At 67.9% G+C, this 17,781-nt stretch carries 20 protein-coding genes; 12 read left to right on the forward strand and 8 right to left on the reverse strand.

Annotated features, from left to right (window positions below):
• The first annotated feature begins 67 nt into the window (after nt 1–67).
• From BLT45_RS02375 to BLT45_RS02400, 6 genes are all read left to right on the forward strand, one after another.
• Nucleotides 68–1,432 carry a glutamate--cysteine ligase gene (locus tag BLT45_RS02375; protein ID WP_093294676.1) on the forward strand — a complete coding sequence of 455 codons (1,365 nt, stop codon included), beginning with the start codon at nt 68–70 and terminating at the stop codon, nt 1,430–1,432.
• 183 nt (nt 1,433–1,615) lie between these two features.
• Entirely contained in the window at nt 1,616–1,891 is a 276-nt protein-coding gene (frmR, locus tag BLT45_RS02380) for a formaldehyde-responsive transcriptional repressor FrmR (RefSeq protein WP_093294679.1), read from the forward strand.
• Between the two features lie 19 nt (nt 1,892–1,910).
• The gene (locus BLT45_RS02385) at nt 1,911–3,020 is read left to right on the forward strand and encodes an S-(hydroxymethyl)glutathione dehydrogenase/class III alcohol dehydrogenase (protein ID WP_093294681.1); all 1,110 of its coding nucleotides are present in this window, start codon (nt 1,911–1,913) and stop codon (nt 3,018–3,020) included.
• Between the two features lie 52 nt (nt 3,021–3,072).
• Complete coding sequence (locus tag BLT45_RS02390) at nt 3,073–3,372, forward strand: DUF3658 domain-containing protein (RefSeq protein WP_175455700.1); 300 nt, start codon at nt 3,073–3,075, stop codon at nt 3,370–3,372.
• Nucleotides 3,373–3,379: 7 nt separating this feature from the next.
• Nucleotides 3,380–4,210 carry an S-formylglutathione hydrolase gene (gene fghA, locus BLT45_RS02395; RefSeq protein ID WP_093298399.1) on the forward strand — a complete coding sequence of 277 codons (831 nt, stop codon included), beginning with the start codon at nt 3,380–3,382 and terminating at the stop codon, nt 4,208–4,210.
• Nucleotides 4,207–4,566: a putative quinol monooxygenase gene (locus tag BLT45_RS02400; RefSeq protein WP_093294683.1), complete on the forward strand. Its 360-nt coding sequence runs from the start codon at nt 4,207–4,209 to the stop codon at nt 4,564–4,566. The genes fghA and BLT45_RS02400 overlap by 4 nt, the downstream gene beginning before the upstream one ends.
• On the opposite strand, the gene BLT45_RS02405 is transcribed toward BLT45_RS02400, so the two are convergent.
• Genes BLT45_RS02405 through BLT45_RS02415 form a run of 3 tightly spaced genes read right to left on the reverse strand, consistent with a single transcriptional unit; the run spans nt 4,548 to nt 6,575 of the window.
• Nucleotides 4,548–5,258 carry a Dph6-related ATP pyrophosphatase gene (locus BLT45_RS02405; protein WP_343123876.1) on the reverse strand — a complete coding sequence of 237 codons (711 nt, stop codon included), beginning with the start codon at nt 5,256–5,258 and terminating at the stop codon, nt 4,548–4,550. The genes BLT45_RS02400 and BLT45_RS02405 overlap by 19 nt on opposite strands.
• A complete protein-coding gene (locus BLT45_RS02410) occupies nt 5,228–5,572 on the reverse strand; it encodes a hypothetical protein (RefSeq protein ID WP_093294685.1) in 345 nt (114 codons plus the stop codon). The genes BLT45_RS02405 and BLT45_RS02410 overlap by 31 nt, the downstream gene beginning before the upstream one ends.
• A 55-nt stretch (nt 5,573–5,627) precedes the next feature.
• Nucleotides 5,628–6,575, reverse strand: coding sequence for a DegV family protein (locus BLT45_RS02415; protein ID WP_093294690.1), 948 nt, complete (start codon nt 6,573–6,575; stop codon nt 5,628–5,630).
• 260 nt (nt 6,576–6,835) lie between these two features.
• Between BLT45_RS02415 and BLT45_RS02420 the strand changes: the two genes are divergently transcribed.
• Nucleotides 6,836–8,518, forward strand: a complete 1,683-nt coding sequence (locus BLT45_RS02420) for a sensor domain-containing diguanylate cyclase (RefSeq protein ID WP_175455701.1) — start codon at nt 6,836–6,838, stop codon at nt 8,516–8,518.
• A 14-nt stretch (nt 8,519–8,532) separates the two neighbouring features.
• Here BLT45_RS02420 and BLT45_RS02425 read toward each other — a convergent pair whose 3' ends face one another.
• Together BLT45_RS02425 and BLT45_RS02430 are read right to left on the reverse strand one after the other, a co-directional pair.
• Nucleotides 8,533–9,801, reverse strand: a complete 1,269-nt coding sequence (locus BLT45_RS02425; protein WP_093294695.1) for an amidohydrolase family protein — start codon at nt 9,799–9,801, stop codon at nt 8,533–8,535.
• Complete coding sequence (locus tag BLT45_RS02430) at nt 9,798–11,219, reverse strand: amidohydrolase (RefSeq protein ID WP_093294698.1); 1,422 nt, start codon at nt 11,217–11,219, stop codon at nt 9,798–9,800. The genes BLT45_RS02425 and BLT45_RS02430 overlap by 4 nt, the downstream gene beginning before the upstream one ends.
• A 113-nt stretch (nt 11,220–11,332) precedes the next feature.
• Between BLT45_RS02430 and BLT45_RS02435 the strand changes: the two genes are divergently transcribed.
• From BLT45_RS02435 to BLT45_RS02445, 4 genes are all read left to right on the forward strand, one after another.
• On the forward strand, nt 11,333–12,109 hold the full coding sequence (locus tag BLT45_RS02435; protein ID WP_093294700.1) for an AMP nucleosidase: 777 nt from the start codon (nt 11,333–11,335) through the stop codon (nt 12,107–12,109).
• A gap of 13 nt (nt 12,110–12,122) precedes the next feature.
• Nucleotides 12,123–12,557: a hypothetical protein gene (locus BLT45_RS18045; protein ID WP_139187877.1), complete on the forward strand. Its 435-nt coding sequence runs from the start codon at nt 12,123–12,125 to the stop codon at nt 12,555–12,557.
• A gap of 66 nt (nt 12,558–12,623) precedes the next feature.
• Entirely contained in the window at nt 12,624–12,992 is a 369-nt protein-coding gene (locus tag BLT45_RS02440) for a VOC family protein (RefSeq protein ID WP_217629522.1), read from the forward strand.
• Between the two features lie 33 nt (nt 12,993–13,025).
• A complete protein-coding gene (locus tag BLT45_RS02445) occupies nt 13,026–13,565 on the forward strand; it encodes a DUF924 family protein (RefSeq protein ID WP_093294702.1) in 540 nt (179 codons plus the stop codon).
• A gap of 196 nt (nt 13,566–13,761) precedes the next feature.
• On the opposite strand, the gene grxD is transcribed toward BLT45_RS02445, so the two are convergent.
• Complete coding sequence (grxD, locus tag BLT45_RS02450; RefSeq protein WP_093294704.1) at nt 13,762–14,691, reverse strand: Grx4 family monothiol glutaredoxin; 930 nt, start codon at nt 14,689–14,691, stop codon at nt 13,762–13,764.
• Between the two features lie 50 nt (nt 14,692–14,741).
• On the opposite strand from grxD, the gene BLT45_RS02455 reads away from it, so the two are divergent.
• Nucleotides 14,742–15,569, forward strand: a complete 828-nt coding sequence (locus BLT45_RS02455) for a polysaccharide deacetylase family protein (protein WP_175455702.1) — start codon at nt 14,742–14,744, stop codon at nt 15,567–15,569.
• A 126-nt stretch (nt 15,570–15,695) separates the two neighbouring features.
• Here the strand turns inward: BLT45_RS02455 and BLT45_RS02460 are convergent, their stop codons facing one another.
• Together BLT45_RS02460 and BLT45_RS02465 are read right to left on the reverse strand one after the other, a co-directional pair.
• Complete coding sequence (locus BLT45_RS02460; protein ID WP_093294708.1) at nt 15,696–16,343, reverse strand: SGNH/GDSL hydrolase family protein; 648 nt, start codon at nt 16,341–16,343, stop codon at nt 15,696–15,698.
• A gap of 103 nt (nt 16,344–16,446) precedes the next feature.
• Nucleotides 16,447–17,727: a pyridoxal phosphate-dependent aminotransferase gene (locus BLT45_RS02465; RefSeq protein WP_093294710.1), complete on the reverse strand. Its 1,281-nt coding sequence runs from the start codon at nt 17,725–17,727 to the stop codon at nt 16,447–16,449.
• Between the last annotated feature and the right edge of the window lie 54 nt (nt 17,728–17,781).

Below are 17,781 nucleotides of genomic sequence, written 5' to 3' on the forward strand. Positions count from 1 at the left end.
ATAGTGCCGGCCTTGCAATGGAGGGCCCTGGCCCGACATTGCGTCTTCCCTTCCGCGAGTCCCGCCCTTGTCCAGCCCCAGCCACGTCGCCGATACGCCCATCACCGACCGCGCGCAGCTGGTGACCTACGTCGCGTCGGGCGAGAAGCCGCGCGCCGACTGGCGCATCGGCACCGAGCACGAGAAGTTCGGTTTCCGCCTCGACGACCTGCGTCCGCCGACCTTCGATGGCGACCGTGGCATCGAGGCCTTGCTGAAGGGGCTCACCCGCTTCGGTTGGGAGGCCATCGAAGAGAAGGGGCGCGTGATCGCATTGTCGAAGGACGGCGCGTCGGTGACCCTGGAGCCGGCCGGGCAACTGGAACTGTCGGGCGCGGCGCTGGAAACCCTCCACGAAACCTGTGTGGAAGTGGGCACGCACCTGAAGGAAGTGAAGCAGGTCGCCGACGAACTGCAGCTCGGCTTCCTCGGCATGGGCTTCCAGCCCAAGTGGCGCCGCGACGAGATGCCGTGGATGCCCAAGGGCCGCTACCAGATCATGAAGTCGTACATGCCCAAGGTCGGCCAGCTGGGCCTGGACATGATGACGCGCACCTGCACGGTGCAGGTCAACCTCGACTACGCCAGCGAAGCGGACATGGTGAAGAAGTTCCGCGTGTCGCTGGCGCTGCAACCGGTGGCCACGGCGCTGTTCGCCGACTCGCCGTTCACCGAAGGCAAGCCGAACGGCTACCAGAGCTATCGCTCGCACATCTGGACCGACACCGACGGCGACCGCACCGGCATGCTCGATTTCGTGTTCGAGGACGGATTCGGTTACGAGCGCTACGTCGACTACCTGCTCGACGTGCCGATGTACTTCTCCTACCGCGACGGCATCTACCACGACGCCAGCGGCAAGTCGTTCCGCAAATTCCTGCGCGGAGAGCTGGATGTGCTCCCGGGCGCGCTGCCCACGCTGCGCGACTGGTCCGACCACATGACCACCGCCTTCCCGGAAGTGCGGATGAAGAAGTTCCTGGAGATGCGCGGCGCCGACAGCGGTCCGTGGAACCGCATCTGCGCGCTGCCCGCGTTCTGGGTGGGCCTGCTGTACGACGATGCCGCACTCGACGCGGCATGGGACCTGGTCAAGGATTTCTCGATGGCGGAGCGGCATGCGTTGCGCGACGGCGTGCCGAAGCACGCGCTGAAGCTCCCGTTCCGCGGCGGCACCGTGCGCGACCTCGCCCGTGAAGCGGTGAAGATCGCGATCGGTGGCCTGCAGCGTCGCGCGCGCCTCAACGGCAAGGGCGTGGACGAAGCCGGCTTCCTCGATGCGCTGGTGGAGATCGTCGAAGCCAACGAGACCTCCGCTGAGCGCAAGCTCGCGCTGTTCAACGGCGCCTGGCAGGGCGACATCGACCGCGTGTTCCGCGAGTTCGCCTACTAGCGCAAGCCCGACCGCGCGCCGCCGTCGGTGCCGCGCCCGCCCACCCTGCCGCCGCCAGCCTCCGCGAGGTTGCGCGCGGCGTTGGCGTGCCCGAGGGTCCTGCGTCCGTACGCATGACGAGGCCAACGGGTTCACGGCAGGATGCGTGTATACTCCCCCCCACTATCGACCCGGGCCGCCGGCATGCCGCATTCCCCTGCCGAAAAGAAGAAGGCCCTGACCCGCGTGCGCCGTATGCGCGGCCAGTTGGACGCGCTCGAGCGCGCGCTGGAGGAAGGCGCGGACTGCGCGCCCGTGCTGCAGCAGCTCGCGGCCGTGCGCGGGGCCGTCAATGGCCTGATGTCGGAGGTCCTCGAAAGCCACCTGCGCGAAGAGTTCGCGCATCCGGCGTCCACCCCTTCGCAGCGCGAGGCCGGCATCGATGCCGCCGTCGCGCTGGTCCGTTCCTATCTCAAGTAAGCCAGCAGGAGTGCCTCCCATGAAATCCCGTGCCGCCGTCGCCTTCGCCGCGGGCGAACCGCTGAAGATCGTCGAGATCGACGTCGCCCCGCCGCAGAAGGGCGAGGTGCTGGTGAAGATCACCCACACCGGCGTCTGCCACACGGATGCGTTCACCCTGTCCGGCGATGATCCCGAAGGCCTGTTCCCGGTCGTGCTCGGGCACGAAGGCGCCGGCATCGTCGTCGAAGTGGGCGAGGGCGTGACCAGCGTGAAACCCGGCGACCACGTCATCCCGCTCTACACCGCCGAATGCGGCGAATGCCTGTTCTGCAAGAGCGGCAAGACCAATCTCTGCACCTCCGTGCGCGCCACCCAGGGCAAGGGCGTGATGCCGGACGGCACCTCGCGCTTCTCCTACGAAGGCCAGCCGCTGTACCACTACATGGGCTGCTCGACCTTCAGCGAATACACGGTCGTCGCCGAGGTTTCGCTGGCGAAGATCAACCCCGATGCCAACCCGGAACACGTCTGCCTGCTCGGCTGCGGCGTCACCACCGGCATCGGTGCCGTGCACAACACCGCCAAGGTGCAGGCAGGCGATTCGGTCGCCGTGTTCGGCCTGGGCGGCATCGGCCTGGCGGTGATCCAGGGTGCGCGCCAGGCGAAGGCCGGCCGCATCATCGCCATCGACACCAATCCGTCCAAGTTCGAGATGGCGCGGCAATTCGGCGCCACCGACTGTGTCAATCCGAAGGACCACGACAAGCCGATCCAGCAGGTCATCGTCGAGATGACCGGATGGGGAGTCGACCACTCGTTCGAATGCATCGGCAACGTCAACGTGATGCGTGCGGCGCTGGAATGCGCGCACCGCGGCTGGGGCCAGAGCGTCATCATCGGCGTGGCCGGTGCCGGGCAGGAAATCGGCACGCGGCCGTTCCAGCTGGTGACCGGCCGCAAGTGGATGGGTACGGCGTTCGGCGGCGTGAAGGGCCGTTCGCAGCTGCCGGGCATGGTCGAGGACGCGATGAAGGGCGACATCGAACTCGCGCCCTTCGTCACCCACACCATGCCGCTGGACGACATCAACGAGGCCTTCGACCTGATGCATGAAGGCAAGTCGATCCGCAGCGTGGTGCACTACTGAGATGACGATGTCCTTTGAGAAGTCGCCCGTTGATGCGACGTCAGACGCGGCGATGGAAAGCTTCGCCTTCGACCAGGAAGCGCGCGACGCGATTGCGCGACTGGGCGAACACGACCTGCTGAAGATCGACCGGGCGATCCTGTCGTCGCTGGGTCGGGAGTGGAAGAAGGCGGGCTTCATCACCGCAGGCGTCATGATTGCCGCGCCGGACGAATACGAGGATCTGCCGGAGATGTTCTACGCATCCCGCATCCGCTTGCTCGCCGACGCATCGCGTATCGAGACGAGAGGGGATGCGCTTGCATTGAAGACCTTCGAGATCCGTCTCGCGTCCGGAAAAGGAGTTGCCTGACATGACGATCGAACGCCTCGAACATCGTGCCTGCTTCGGTGGCTGGCAGGACGTTTACCGCCATCGCTCCGAGGTGCTCGGCTGCGACATGACGGTGGGCGTCTACGTACCGCCGCAAGCCGAGCAAGGACCGTGCCCCGTGCTGTACTGGCTCAGCGGCCTGACCTGCACCGAGCAGAACTTCATCACCAAGGCCGGGGCGCAGCGTTACGCCGCCGAACACGGCGTGATCCTCGTCGCGCCGGACACCAGCCCCCGTGGCGAGGATGTGGCCGATGCCGAGGGGTACGACCTGGGCAAGGGCGCGGGCTTCTACGTCAATGCGACGCAGGCGCCGTGGGCGTCGCACTACCGGATGTACGACTACATCGTCGACGAACTGCCGGCCTGGGTCGAAGCCGATCCGGTGGCCAGCGACCGGCGCGCGATCAGCGGGCATTCGATGGGCGGGCATGGCGCCCTGGCCATCGCGCTGAAGAACCCCGGGCGCTACCGCAGCGTGTCCGCGTTCTCGCCGATCGTCGCGCCCTCGCAGGTGCCGTGGGGGCAGAAGGCCTTCACGGCGTATCTCGGCGAAGACCGCGACGCCTGGAAGGCGTACGACACGGTGGAGCTGATCCGCGATGCGGAAGAGCGGCTGCCGCTGCTCGTCGACCAGGGCGACGCGGACGAGTTCCTGCAGACCCAGCTGAAGCCCGAACGGCTGCGCGCGGCTGCCGACGCTGTGGGCCATCCGCTGACGCTGCGCCTGCAGCCCGGTTACGACCACAGCTACTACTTCATCGCCAGCTTCATCGGCGAGCACATTGCCCACCACGCGGAGGCCCTGCATCGATGAGCCACGACCCTGTTGCAGGCGCGGCCGTACCGCTGGTGTTCCACGTCCGTCTGCGGGTGAAGCCCGAGCGCGTCGACGAATGGCTGCGGGCCGTGCATGACATCGTCGAGGCGATGTCGAAGGAAGACACGTTCCTGTCCTGCACGCTGCATCGCGACGCGAACGAGCCGACCCTGTTCACCCTGTACGAGCGGTGGGCCGAGCCTGACGTGGCCACGTTCCTCGCGCGACAGGACAAGCCCTATCGGCGCGACTACGAGGCCCGCTTGCCCGCGTTGCTGCAGGGTCCGCGCGAGCCGCAGGTCCTGGTGCCGTTGGCCCACTGGCCGGAATCGGATCAGGCGCTGGGCACGTAGTCGGTGAAGGCGAAGCGGCCGTCGCGCAGTTCGGTGCCGCCTTGCACGAGCGACAGGGGCGCATCGAACATCGGGCCCGCCGACACGCAGGTATGGAACTCGCCGTTCTCGCCGCAGGGATCGACCCCGGCGGGCAGGGCGGCGAGCAGCGTCGTATCGAAGGCGCGACCGGCAAAGTCCGCGTCCAACTGGCGCGTATCCACGCAGCACAGCTGGGCGCGCAGGCCGCCGGCGATCATGTCCCGCGCCAGCGATGCCGTGTCGCGGCCGAACAGCGGCGTGGCGACTTCCCATCCCACACGTGCCAGGTTCTCCACGCGGTAGGCGCGGATGTCCTCGAGGAACAGGTCCCCGAACGCCATCGTGCGCAGGCCGGGCCAGCGCGACGCGGCGTCCGCCAGCGCGGAGGCCATGGCGGCTTCATAGTCGGCATTGGAACACTGCGCCGGGATCATCGCTTCGATCAGCGGCAGGCCGGCGGCGCGTGCCTGCGCATGCAGCACGCTGCGGCGAATGCCCTGCATCGAAACGCGCTGGGACTCGCGCGTGACGGTGGTCAGCAAGCCCAGGACGGCGAGGTCGTCGCGCTGCCGCAGCACGTGCAGCGTCCACGCCGCATCCTTGCCGCCGCTCCAGGCCAGCAGGAGGGGTGTGGCGCCGCTCAGGCCGCGGCCACGTCGCGCAGTTCCCAGGCGCCACCGGCGAGCAGGCGCAGGCGGTGCTTCAGGACATGGCCGGGGATCGAAGAGCGGGCGACCAGCAGGATGCTGAGATCGTCCTGCTTGCCGGCGACGGTCGCGTCCGGGTCCACGGCGCCGAGGCTGGCGTCGACTTCGTCCGGTTCTTCCTGGCGGGAGCGCCAGCGTTCGAACAGGCTGCTGGTGCGCAGCGCGTGCTGCAGTTGCGCGGCGAATTCCTCCGCGCCGTGTGCGTCGAAGCTGAAAGCCGGATCGCCGCCGCGCGCGCGGACGGGATCGGGCAGGCTGATGTAGTAACGGACCGCCATGGCACCCCCGGTGCAAACCAGGGGCCTAGCGTAGCCCCGCCGCGTTAGGCCGCCGTTATGCCGCCTTGAACGGCGCGGGCGGCGCGGCGAAGGCGGCCACGACGGCGCCCTTGCCCACGTTGACCATGCCGGTGAGGCTCATGACGCTTTCGAACACTTCGACCTTGTTGTTCTCGCAGATGTCCCGCAGGCGCTGGTAGCCGGGCAGGGCCCGCATTTCCGACAGCTCGCCGCCGTAGCTCAGGCAGACGGTGGGCGTCATCAGGCCGGCCATCACCCGGTTGCCGGTGAACTTGAACATCTGTTCGACCGCGTTGTCGAAGCCCTTGATCTTGGCCACCGGCTCCGTGTTGCCGGCATGGCCGTACAGCACCGGCTTGATGTCCAGCGCGCTGCCCAGCGCGGCGCTCAACAGGCCAACGCTGCGGTCGCCCTTGGTGCGGGCGCGGTTGCGCAGGTAGTAGAGGTCGCGCGGGATCATGTAGCCGTGCGTGTTCTGCGCCAGTTCCTCCAGGCGCACGCGGATCTGCTGCACGTTGGCGCCGGCGGCGCGCATGCGCACCGCTTCCACGGCGGTGATGCCCTGCGCGGCGAACAGGTTCTGCGTGTCGATCACCCGCAACGCGAACGGCGAGTTGTGGCCCGCGGCCTGGCGCACCGGCTTGTAGTCGTTGAGGATGGCGAAGCTGGCCTGCATCGCGTTGTCGTGGATCGGCGAACGCGTCTTCGTGATCGTCATGCAGAACACGTGGTCGTAGTCGATCACCAACTGGCCCAGGAACAGGTCCCGGATCTGGTTGACCGTGAACGGCGTGGTCTCGGCCTCGTGGCCGCGCTCGGCGACGTGGGCGTGGAGGAAGCTCAGGGTCGCCTGTTCGTCGCGATGGTCCGCGAGCACGGCTTCGCCGATCCGCACCGTGATCGGCAGGATGACGACGTTGTGTTGCTGCAGGTAGTCCAGCGGCAGGTCGCACGCTGAATCCACGACAATCCCTATGCGCATCTTGCCCCTCCCGGCATCCGTCGCATCCCCTCGGCCCGCCACGCTAGCGGACAACCGCGAGGCCGTCGCCGCGTAAACGCATGAACTGTGAAGCAATTCACCCTTTTTGGACCTGGGCCACACGCGAAGCGCGGCACATGTCCCGCATGGGATGCTTAATGAATCGCGATATTAATGTGATGATTATCACAATAATAGCCGATCCGGGCTTGCCCGCACCTCGGGCCGGTCCGACACTCCGGCCCAAAGCAAGGGGCAACATGAAACAGGGGTGGTGGTCGCTACTACTGCTTCTGGCCCTGCTGCCCGTCTCCGCCGCGTTTGGGGAAAACATCGCGCGGATCGACAGGATCCAGCCTCTGGCGCTGGAGCAGCAGGCCGGACAGCGTGCCGGGCTCTTCTCGGAACGTCGCTTCGAAGGCGACGACGACGGCGTGCGCGTGATCGGCAATGGTCAATGGCGCGTGCAGCCGCGCCCGGGCGTGGCCGAGCCGCTGCTGGTGGTCTACCACCCGTACACCGCGCGCGTGACCGTGCTCGACACGCCCGACGGCGCGCCGCGCACGCAGGACGTGTTCCGCCACGATCTGGATCCCCAATACACCCGTCGCGCGCTGGTGTTCCCGCTCGCCGGCGATGGCCCGGTCTACGTGCGCGTCGAAGGCGCCCGCTACCCGCTGCACGTGGCGGTCGAATCGCGCCCGCACTACGCCGCCGCGGACCTGCGCCATCTGCGGCTGGTGATGCCGGCGATCGGCGCGGTGCTCGGCGTCTCGCTGGCGGTGCTGCTGTTCTGGGCGATGCTGCGCGAGCGCGTATACCTGCTGTACGCCGGCGCGATGCTGTTCCAGCTGCTCTACGCGCTCTGTTCGTATGGGGAAGCCTATGCGTGGCCGGGCCTGGATGCGCTGGCCGGCTTCGGTGCCCAGGGCATCTGGGCGTCCGGCACGCTCGCAACCATCCTGCTGGTCTACCTGTGGCAGGACTACGCCAGCCTGCGCCGGGTGGCGCCGCGGCTGAGCCTGCTGATGAAGTGCGTGGGCGTGTACGGCTGCGGGGCCACGCTGATCCTCCTCGTGCTGCCATGGCCCGCTAACAAGGCGTGGTTTCCGGACGTGGCCAACGCGTTGTTCCTGCTGACCAATGCCATCGCGCTGGTCACCCTGGTGGTGGCGTGGGTACGCGGCCAGAAGCATGCGGCCTATGTGCTGATCGCTTGGGTGCCGTTGCTGGTGTTCACGATGTGGCGGGCACTGCGCTTCAGTGGCGGCGAACGCGCCGAACCCTGGCTGGAATACGGATTGCCTTGGGTGCTCGCATTCACCGCCGTGGTGCTGGCGCTGGGCCTGGCCGACCGCATGCTGACGTTCCGGCGCGAGCGCGACAGCGCGAAGCAGCACGCCGAACGCGACGGCCTGACCGGCGTGCTCAACCGGGGCGGCATCGAACACCGCCTCGACTGGGCCCTGATCGAGCGCGAGCGCGAACGGATTCCCGCCTCGCTGCTGTTCATCGATCTCGACCACTTCAAGCAGGTCAACGACCGCCACGGCCACGCGCTGGGCGATGCCTGCCTGCGCGCGGTGACGCGCGTCGTGAGCGAACAGTTCCAGTACGGCGACCAGCTCGGCCGCCTGGGAGGCGAGGAGTTCGTGCTGGTGCTGTCCGGCGTCGAACTGCCGGCGGCCCTGCGCATCGCCGAACAGGTGGCCGCGCGCATCCGTCGCGACTGCGCGCGCGTGGATGGGGTCTCCGTCGCGCTCACCGCCAGTATCGGTGCGGCCCAGGCGCGCGATGGGGACTCGGTGGCGTCGCTGATCGCGCGTGCGGACCAGGCCATGTACGTGGCCAAGCGCGCCGGCGGCGACCGGGTGGTGGCGGAAGACGCCTCCTGCCACGAGGCCGAAAAGACGAAGGCGCCCGAAGGCGCCTCCGTCGACTGACCGGCGCGCTCGAACTACTTCGAGTACGCGCGCGGCAGCGGGCCTGCCTGCTGCAGATAGCGGTCCCGCAGTTCGGTCTGGCGCGAGCGCATCGGGATCGCGCGGCCGCCCAGCCACACCTGCTGCGCGGTGTTCGCGACGTCGAGCGGATCGCCGCTCCACAGCACCAGGTCGGCGAGCTTGCCCGGCGCGATGGTGCCCACGCGGTCGCCCACGCCGAACGTCTCCGCCGGCACGCGGGTCAGGCCGGCCAGGCCGTCTTCCCACGGCAGGCCGTTCGCCACGGCGTTGCCCGCCAGCTGGCGGACCTTGCGTGCGTTGTGCGAGGCATCGCCGGCCTGCGAGAAGCTGACGCTCACACCGGCCGCATCCAGCCGCGCCGCGTTCTCCAGCGTCGCGCCGATCTGGTCGAAATCCGACGGCAGGTCGGCCAGTGCGTCGACGAACACCGGCACCTTCGCCTGCGCCAGCTGCGGGGCCAGCTTCCAGGCTTCGGCGCCGCCGGCGATGGCGATGCGCACGTTCTCGCGCTGCGCCCAGCGCAACAGCTGGCGGATGTCGGCCGCGCGGTTCACCGCCACCACGATGCGGCCGTTGCCCGCCAGGTACCGCGCCAGCGTGGCGCGACCCGCCGGCGTCAGCAGCGCATGCGGCGAGTCGACGGGCACGCGGCCGCGGGCTTCGGCCACCATCTGGTCGAGCAGCATCCAGTGCGCGGCGCGCGACTTGCCCGCCAGTTCGGCGGTGCCACTGCCGAGCCGGACGAACAGCGCGCGCGGGCCGACCGGATCGGCGCTGCCATCCAGCCGCACCACGCCGCCCTGGCCGGCGATGAAGGAACCGCCCGTCGACGCGGCCAGCAAGGTGAAGCCGATGCCTTCCACGCGCGCCACCGGAATTACGATCGAAGCCGGGTTGTAGGCCAGCGTCACGTCGAACTCCGGCCGCATCGGCTGGTCCTGCAGCGTGACCGCCGCGTCGACCGTGGAGGATTCGCCGGAGACTTCCTCGATGCCGATCTCGGTGATGCCGCCGAAGAAGGCGGGCGTCAGCGGACGGCCGTCGGCTTCCACGACTGTCGCGGCGGCCGGCGCGACGAGGCCGTTGCCGACGGCCTGCACCACGCCGTTGCGCACCAGCACGTCGGCGCCCTTCAACGTGCCCTGCGCCCCGGCGGTATGCACGGTGGCGTTGCGGATCAGTACGTCCTGCGCGACCGCGGGCAGGGCGGCAGCGAGCGCCAGCGCGAGCGCGCCGGTGCGGAGGATCGAACGGCGGCTCATGGCGTCACCTCCTGGCCGAGCATGAAGTCGGAGACGGGTTGCCTGCTGCGGTCGTTGCGGTCGTAGAGGCGGGCGCCGTCGATGTAGACCTGTTCGGCCTTGGCGTACACGCTGAAGGGGTTCTGGTTCCACACCACCACGTCGGCCATCTTGCCGGCCTCCAGCGTGCCGGTCTTATCGGCGATGCCCAGCGCCTTGGCGGCATTGCCGGTCACCCAGCGGATCGCGCGCTCGGGCGCGATGTCGCCCATGCCGGCGCGATGCGCGTTCGCCATCACCTTCGCCGCTTCCTGGTTGAGGCGCTGGATGCCCTCGTCCGAATCCGAATGCACGATCGCGCAGCTGTTGGCCGGACGATCGACGATCGCGATGTTCTCCTGGATGCCGTCGAAGGCCTCCATCTTGAAGCCCCACCAGTCGGCCCACAGCGCGCCGCAGACGTTCTCCTGGGCCAGCCGGTCGGCCAGCTTGTAGGCTTCCACGCCGTGGTGGAACGCGGCGATCTTGAAGCCGAACTCCTTGGCCAGGTCGAGCATCGTCGCCATCTCGTCGGCGCGGTAGCAATGGATGTGCACCAGGATCTCGCCGTTGATCGCGCCGGCCAGCGTGTCCAGCTTCAGGTCGCGCTTGCCGCCGGCATCGCCACCACTGTCCGTACCTTCGCCACCGCTGGCGCGCTCCCACCAGCGCTTCTTCTTGGGCTGCTGCGCCTTGGGCGCGTTCTTCTTCAGGTATTCGGCGGCGTCGATGAAGGCCGCGCGATAGCCCGCCACGTTGCCCATGCGCGTGGCCGGGCCGCTCTTGCCGCCGTACACGCGTTTGGGATTCTCGCCGCAGGCCATCTTCAGGCCCCACGGTGCGCCCGGGAACTTCATGCCCTGGTAGCTGGTGGACGCGACGTTCTTCAGCGTCACCCCGCGACCGCCGACCAGGTTCGCCGAGCCCGGCAGCACCTGCAGCGAGGTCACGCCGCCGGCCAGCGCGGTGTGGAAGCCGGGGTCCTGCGCCCAGATCGAATGCTCGGCCCAGACGTTCGCCGTCACCGGCGCGGTCATCTCGTTGCCGTCGCTGTGCGCCTTCACGCCCGGGCTGGGATACACGCCCAGGTGCGAATGCACGTCGATCAGGCCGGGCGTGACCCACTTGCCGGTCGCGTCGACGCGGGTGGCGCCTTCGGGTGCGGACAGGCCGCGGCCCACCGCCACGACCTTGCCGTCGGCCAGCAGTACGTCGGCACCGTCGAGGCGTTCGCCGGTGCCGGTCAGCACCGTCGCGTTGGCCAGCAGCACGGGGCCGGACGGGACCGCACGGTAGGTGCTCGGGTACGGGTCCTGGGTGAAGCGGGAGGCGGGCGTGGCGGCAAGCGCGCTGCCGCCCAGCGAGGCCAGGATCAGCCCGGCCAGCAAGGTCGTTCGCATGGTGTATCCCCTGGAAGAGACGCCGACCCTAACCGGCCGCGGCGCGTCCTGCCAAGTGCACGCATCGCAGTCGTGCCAGAATCGCCGCACAACAACTAGAAAAAGAGGCTTCCATGAAGGACAAGAACGAAATCGTCGACAACTGGCTGCCGCGCTACACCGGCGTGCCCCTGGACCAGTTCGGCGAACACATCCTGCTGACTAATTTCGGCGGCTACCTCAACGTGTTCTCGCAGCTCACCGGCGCACCCATCGTCGGCCTGGACCGGCCGATGGCCAGCGCGACCGCCGACGGCATCACCATGATCAACTTCGGCATGGGCAGCCCCAACGCCGCAACGATGATGGACCTGCTGTCGGCCATCATGCCCAAGGCGGTGCTGTTCCTCGGCAAGTGCGGCGGCCTGAAGCGCAAGAACGAGCTGGGCGACCTGGTGCTGCCGATCGCCGCCATCCGCGGCGAAGGCACCAGCAACGACTACCTGTTGCCGGAAGTGCCGGCGCTGCCCGCCTTCGCCCTGCAGCGCGCGGTCTCCACGATGATCCGCGACCTCGGCCACGACTACTGGACCGGCACGGTCTACACCACCAACCGCCGCGTCTGGGAACACGACCTGGCGTTCAAGGAGCGCCTGCGCGCGATGCGCTGCATGGCCATCGACATGGAGACCGCCACCGTCTTCGCCGCCGGCTTTGCCAACCGCATCCCCTGCGGCGCGCTGCTGCTGGTCAGCGACCAGCCGATGATCCCCGAAGGCGTGAAGACCGAAGCCAGCGACGCCAAGGTCAGCTCCTCGTTCGTCGAGAACCACATCACCGTCGGCATCGAAGCGCTGAAGCTGATCCGTCGCAACGGGAAGTCGGTGCGGCATCTAAGGTTTGATGAGTAACTCGATATTCTCCATGTGCGCCTTGTCGACTCCGCACATCCCGGTCCTCGGCCCCTTCTACTCGAACTGGGGGTTCAAGAACTGGCTTCTTCATTTGCACCCGGCGCACATCGAAGCCGAGCCGCTGGGTATCTGGCTATCGGTCAAAGGTGGCGCGCTTGGATCTACGGGGAGTCAGGCTGCCGCTCAGTCTGCGTATGCGCCGGGCAAGAACCCGCCATCCCAGGCAAGGCGGGGGTCCTCACAGCATTGGACCGTCGACGCCTTGGAGAAGATCGAAGTTGTAAGACAGGTCTTCACCGCCAATGAGGTGCGGGTATCCTGGCGTAACGGTCGCGCGTTGACGCTTGCGCTGGGATTTCGTCGATCCACCGATGCGGTCCGCCAAGCGTTGCGCGCATGCTATCCGGCGCTGTACGCGGAGCGTGGATTCAAGGTTCAGGACTGAGCCTCGCTCATGCCGAGCCGCGCGGTGCCTCTCCTCAAGCGTGAACCTCGACGGATGACTGATCGCATGAACCTCGACACGATCGAAATGAAAGCCTTCGTTCCCGCTAAGGATCTCGCGGAATCGATCGCGTTCTACGAAGCACTCGGCTTCGAAGTGACGATGGAGTCCGACGACTTGGCCTATCTTCGTCATGGCAGCACGGCCTTCCTGCTGTCGCAGTTCTATCTTCGGGAGCATGCGGAGAACTTCGTCATGCACCTGCTGGTCGCGAATGCGGACGATTGGCACAGGAACGTAGAAGCGTCAGGTGTTGTTGCCAGATTTTCCGTGCGCCTCAGTCCGCCCGATGATCGGCCGTGGGGGATCCGGGATTTCACCCTCATTGATCCGACCGGTGTGTTGTGGCGCATTGGGCATGTCCTTCCGGGTTGACGTCCGATCCACCATCCGAACACGAGGCAGTCCATGAACGAATCCAACGACGTCATCACCTTCTGGCGCAATGCGGGCTACGAGAAGTGGTTCGCCAGCGACGATGCCTTCGATGCCGAGTTCGACCAGCGGTTCCGGGGGCTGCACTTCCGTGCGGCGCGACGGGAGCTGGAGGGCTGGATGGGCGATGCCGAGGGTGCGCTGGCGCTGGTGCTGCTGCTGGACCAGTTCCCGCGCAACTGTTTCCGGCAGAGCGCGCATTCTTATGCCACGGACGGACTGGCGAGGCATTACGCAGAACGCGCCATCGAAGCGGGCTTCGACGGGCAGGTCGATCCGGCGTTGAAGATCTTCTTCTACATGCCGTACGAACATTCCGAAGCGCTGGACGACCAGCAGCGCTCGCTCGACCTGTTCCGTGCGACCGGCAACGACGAGTACGTCAAGTACGCGCAGCTGCACTACGACCTGATCGCGCGCTTTGGCCGCTTCCCGCATCGCAATGAGGCTGTGGGCCGGACGTCCACACAGGAGGAGCGCGATTACCTTGCCGGTGGCGGCTTCAAGGGGTGAGGCAGGGCGGGCCTTGGCCCGCCGGTGCCATGCCTCCGGACCGCGACGGGTGGCGTGGAGTCCAGCCTCTCGCTGCGTGGCCCGAGGTCCCGGGGTGGTGGTCCAAGGCCCACCCTGCAAGACGTCGCCTCTACAGGTCCCGCAATAGAAAAGGCGGGCCGAGGCCCGCCATTCTCGTGGCTGCGCGAACGCGTACTCAGTACTTGCTGATCGTGCCATCCACGTCGTCGGCCCAGGCGTTGATGCCGCCGGTGATGTTGTAGACGTTGGAGAAGCCGAGCGCGCGGAACTCTTCCGCCGCCTGCTGGCTGCGCCCACCGCTGCGGCACAGGAAGGCCAGCGCGGTGTCCTTCGGCAGCGCTTCGAGCTCGGCGCGGCCGTTGCCGTCGAAGGTCTTGAACGGCAGCTTCACCGACGCGATGGCGCGCTCGTCGGCGGGGCGCACGTCCACCAGCAGCACTTCGCTGGCGCGTACCTTCGCATCGGCATCCATCGGCGACAGCGCCTGCACCGGCTTGGGTGCATTGGGGTTGTCGATGGCCAGGCCCTTGCCGCGGATGTCGTCCACCCAGTCGATGGTGATGCCGTCGGCGCGGCGCGCGCTGGCCAGGTCGAACTGCACGCGCACGCCGTTGGATTCGGCGGCGATCGCGTTGGCATCGAACTGCGCCAGCTGGAAGTTGGGCTGGAACTGCGCATTGATCGCCAGCGCCAGCGCGGCGCCCGGGCCGGCGTCGGCCACGGCGTTCTGCAGCATCTCGGCGGCGGCGGGGGTGATCGTGATCGCCGGCGGCGTGCGGTCCGGCGCGGCCAGGCCGAGCAGCGAGGCGAGTTCGCCGGAGTTGGTCATCTGCTCGATGATGTCGCTGCCGCCGACGAGTTCGCCGTCGATGTACAGCTGCGGGATGGTCGGCCAGTCGCCATAGGCCTTGATGCCCTCGCGGATCTCCTGGTCGGCCAGCACGTTGACGTGCGCATAGTCCACGCCGAGCGCCGACAGCGCGCCCACGGCCTTGGCCGAGAAACCGCATTGCGGCATGGTCGGCTGGCCCTTCATGAAGAGCACGACGCGGTTGGACTGCAGGAGGGATTCGATGCGCGAGCGCAGGGCGGGGTCGAGGGACATGTCGGGTACCGGAATGCGTGAAGGGCTCTGAAGAAGGGATTTTACGCCCCGTGGCATCATGGGGCATGAGCACGACAGGAACACTGCATCGTCCGCCGCGCCGTCCCGGACTGATATTGGGCCTGCTGGCGCTGTCGCAAGTGGGCGTGGCCTGGCTGTGGTGGCGCTGGGGCTGGTCCGTGGGCGTACCGGCCATGCTGACCACGCACCTCGCGGTGGTCTGGGCCACGCTGCATCCGCGCGCCACCCTGCTCTGCCCGGCGCTGGCACGGCTGCCCACGGACGAACGCGTGGTCTGGCTGACCATCGACGACGGCCCGTCGGACGATACCGCCGCGATGCTGGACCTGCTGGACCGGCATGGGGCCAAGGCCACGTTCTTCGTCGTCGGCGAGCGCGGGCAGGCGCGGCCGGCGCTGGTGCAGGCCATCCGGGACCGCGGCCATGGCATCGGCAATCACAGCGCCACGCATCCGGATACGCGCTTCTGGCGACTGGGGCCCGGCGCGATGGAAGACCAGGTCGGCCGCAACCAGTCCATCCTCACCGCGATCACCGGCGAGACGCCGCGCTGGTTCCGCAGCGTGGTGGGCATGACCAACCCGTTCGTCGGGCTGTCGCTGAAGCGGCATGGCCTGGCGCGCGTGGCATGGAGCGCGCGCGGCTTCGACGGCGTCGACTGCGAGCCCGACAAAGTGCTGGCCCGCATCACCGGCGACATCCATCCGGGGGCGATCGTCCTGCTGCACGAAGGCGCGGCGCACGGGCACAACCTCACGATCCTGGCACAGCTGCTGGCATGGCTGGATGCGCAGGGGTATCGCACCGTGGTGCCCGAACCCGAAGGGCTGCGGGTGCCGGCGGTCGCGACGGCTTGATTCCTTCTCCCTTCGGGAGAAGGTGGCGCGAAGCGCCGGATGAGGGTGCGGCGAAATCGGGAGGGTTCACCGCCGATGATTCCGCCGAACCCTCACCCCAACCCCTCTCCCGGGGGGAGAGGGGCTTTAAGCCAGCAATCGATGCGCCACCGGGAACGCGAGCCGTGTCCACTCGGTATACATCGCGGCAGACGGATGCAGGCCATCGTCGGCGACCATCGCCGGTTCGGTGCCGCGCGTGCGGCTGACCGCGGTGATGTCCACGAAGGCGACATCGCGTTGCGCGCAGACGGTGCGGGCGGCGAGGTTGTAGGCATCCAGCTCGCGTGAGATCTGTTCGACATCGCGGCCCGACGCGGCACCGAACGGCGTGACGCCCCAGTCGGGAATCGACAGCACCAGCACGCGCCCAGGCCGATTGCCGGCGAAGCCTATAGCGCGCCACAGCAGCGCGGCGAACTGCGTGCGGTATTCCTCCACATCGCGGCCGCGGTACTGGTTGTTGACGCCGATCAACAGGGTGACGAAATCATGCTGGCCGAGGGGTTCAGCGGCGGTGATCGCGGCATCCAGTTCGTCGGTGGTCCAGCCGGTGGTGGCGATGATGCGCGGATCGCCGACCAGCACACCTTCCATGCGCAGCAGGCGTGCCAGCTGCATCGGCCAGCGGCCTGCCTCATCCACGCTTTCGCCGATCGTGTAGGAATCGCCCAGCGCGAGGTAACGCAGTTCGGTGGTGAGGGCGGTGGTGTGCGGGGCCGGGATCGTCGTCATGGAACCTGCCTGTGGGAGCCACGTAAGTCGCGATGGACGACGAGGAGATCCGTTCGCGACTTACGTCGCTCCCACAACATCCCCCACACCAGCGACGGGAGGCTTACGCCGCCGCCGGCCGCGACTTGCCCTTGATCGGGACCACCTTGGTGGCGGCCTCGGCCCGGCGCGACAGGGCGCGGTCGATGCGGGCGAAGACTTCGCGCATCGTGGCCGCTTCCGGCAGCAGGGTGACGCGGAAGTGGTGGCGGTAGGGCACGTTGAAGCTCGAGCCCGGCACGACCAGCACGCCTTCGGTTTCCATCAGTTCCAGCGCGAATGCGTGGTCGTCGAAGTTCTTCGCCGCATCGCCGACCACGGCCGGGAATGCATACAGCGCGCCGGCGGGATTCACCAGTTCCAGGTGCGGGCTGGCCTCGCAGGCCTCGATCACCGCGCGGCGGGTTTCGTACAGGCGGCCGCCCGGCGCGCACAGCGCACTGATGGTGTCGGGGCCGTTGACCGCTGCGTCGATGGCGTACTGGCCGGGCACGTTCGCGCACAGGCGCAGCGCGCTCAGCAGGTCCATCGCATGCAGGAAGTCGCGCACCACGTCGCCGTGGCCGGAGACCACACCCCAGCCCACGCGCCAGCCGCAGGCGCGGTGCACCTTGCTCAGGCCGCTGAAGGTGATGCACGGCACGTCGCCTGCCAGCGGTGCGACCGGCACGAAGGTCGCGCCGTCGTACAGCACCTGATCGTAGATCTCGTCGACCATCAGCAGCAGCCGGTGTTTCGCGGCAATCGCCACGATGCGCTCCAGCAACTCGCGCGAGTACGTCGCGCCGGTGGGGTTGTTCGGGTTGATCAGCACGATGGCGCGGGTGCGCGAGCTGATCAGCTGCTCGATCTCGTTCGGATCGGGCTGGAAGTCGTTCTCCGGATCGCAGCGGTAGTACACCGGGCGGCCGTCGTTGAGGATGGTCGCCGCCGACCACAGCGGGTAGTCGGGCGAGGGCACCAGCACTTCGTCGCCGGGATTGAGCAGCGCGCGCAGCGACAGGTCGATCAGCTCCGATACGCCGTTGCCGACGAACACGCGGTCCGGATGCGCATCCGGCACGCCCCGCTGGGCGTACGCGGCGGCGATGGCCTCGCGCGCAGCAGGCAGGCCCTGCTGGTGCGTGTAGGGATCGGTGCGGCCCATGTCGTCCGCGATCGCGCGCTGCAGGTGCTCGGGTGCGCGGAAGCCGAAGGCGCCCGGGTTGCCGATGTTGAGCTTGATCAGCTTCTGCCCCTGCGCTTCCAGCTCCCGGGCTCGCCGTGCCAGTTCGCCCCGGATTTCGTAGCGGACTTCGGACAGGCGTTCGCGCGTGGCGAGCGGTTTGACGGGCGGGGTGGACATGGCGGGACCGCAGGGGGCACAGGATGGAAGGAGGGCCAGCTTAACGGATATTTA

Origin of the sequence: Pseudoxanthomonas sp. CF385 (genome assembly GCF_900104255.1) — a bacterium.
In the GTDB taxonomy this organism is placed as follows: domain Bacteria; phylum Pseudomonadota; class Gammaproteobacteria; order Xanthomonadales; family Xanthomonadaceae; genus Pseudoxanthomonas_A.

What these genes read in the sequence shown, in the direction of transcription:
- BLT45_RS02390 (WP_175455700.1), top strand. Translation starts at nt 3,073, where the DNA reads ATGGAAAGCTTCGCCTTCGACCAGGAAGCGCGCGACGCGATTGCGCGA.
- BLT45_RS02425 (WP_093294695.1), bottom strand. Translation starts at nt 9,801, where the DNA reads ATGAGCCGCCGTTCGATCCTCCGCACCGGCGCGCTCGCGCTGGCGCTC.
- BLT45_RS02420 (WP_175455701.1), top strand. Translation starts at nt 6,836, where the DNA reads ATGAAACAGGGGTGGTGGTCGCTACTACTGCTTCTGGCCCTGCTGCCC.
- BLT45_RS02415 (WP_093294690.1), bottom strand. Translation starts at nt 6,575, where the DNA reads ATGCGCATAGGGATTGTCGTGGATTCAGCGTGCGACCTGCCGCTGGAC.
- grxD (WP_093294704.1), bottom strand. Translation starts at nt 14,691, where the DNA reads ATGTCCCTCGACCCCGCCCTGCGCTCGCGCATCGAATCCCTCCTGCAG.
- BLT45_RS18045 (WP_139187877.1), top strand. Translation starts at nt 12,123, where the DNA reads ATGTGCGCCTTGTCGACTCCGCACATCCCGGTCCTCGGCCCCTTCTAC.
- BLT45_RS02385 (WP_093294681.1), top strand. Translation starts at nt 1,911, where the DNA reads ATGAAATCCCGTGCCGCCGTCGCCTTCGCCGCGGGCGAACCGCTGAAG.
- BLT45_RS02435 (WP_093294700.1), top strand. Translation starts at nt 11,333, where the DNA reads ATGAAGGACAAGAACGAAATCGTCGACAACTGGCTGCCGCGCTACACC.
- BLT45_RS02460 (WP_093294708.1), bottom strand. Translation starts at nt 16,343, where the DNA reads ATGACGACGATCCCGGCCCCGCACACCACCGCCCTCACCACCGAACTG.
- BLT45_RS02430 (WP_093294698.1), bottom strand. Translation starts at nt 11,219, where the DNA reads ATGCGAACGACCTTGCTGGCCGGGCTGATCCTGGCCTCGCTGGGCGGC.
- BLT45_RS02465 (WP_093294710.1), bottom strand. Translation starts at nt 17,727, where the DNA reads ATGTCCACCCCGCCCGTCAAACCGCTCGCCACGCGCGAACGCCTGTCC.
- BLT45_RS02445 (WP_093294702.1), top strand. Translation starts at nt 13,026, where the DNA reads ATGAACGAATCCAACGACGTCATCACCTTCTGGCGCAATGCGGGCTAC.
- BLT45_RS02410 (WP_093294685.1), bottom strand. Translation starts at nt 5,572, where the DNA reads ATGGCGGTCCGTTACTACATCAGCCTGCCCGATCCCGTCCGCGCGCGC.
- frmR (WP_093294679.1), top strand. Translation starts at nt 1,616, where the DNA reads ATGCCGCATTCCCCTGCCGAAAAGAAGAAGGCCCTGACCCGCGTGCGC.
- BLT45_RS02400 (WP_093294683.1), top strand. Translation starts at nt 4,207, where the DNA reads ATGAGCCACGACCCTGTTGCAGGCGCGGCCGTACCGCTGGTGTTCCAC.
- BLT45_RS02440 (WP_217629522.1), top strand. Translation starts at nt 12,624, where the DNA reads ATGAACCTCGACACGATCGAAATGAAAGCCTTCGTTCCCGCTAAGGAT.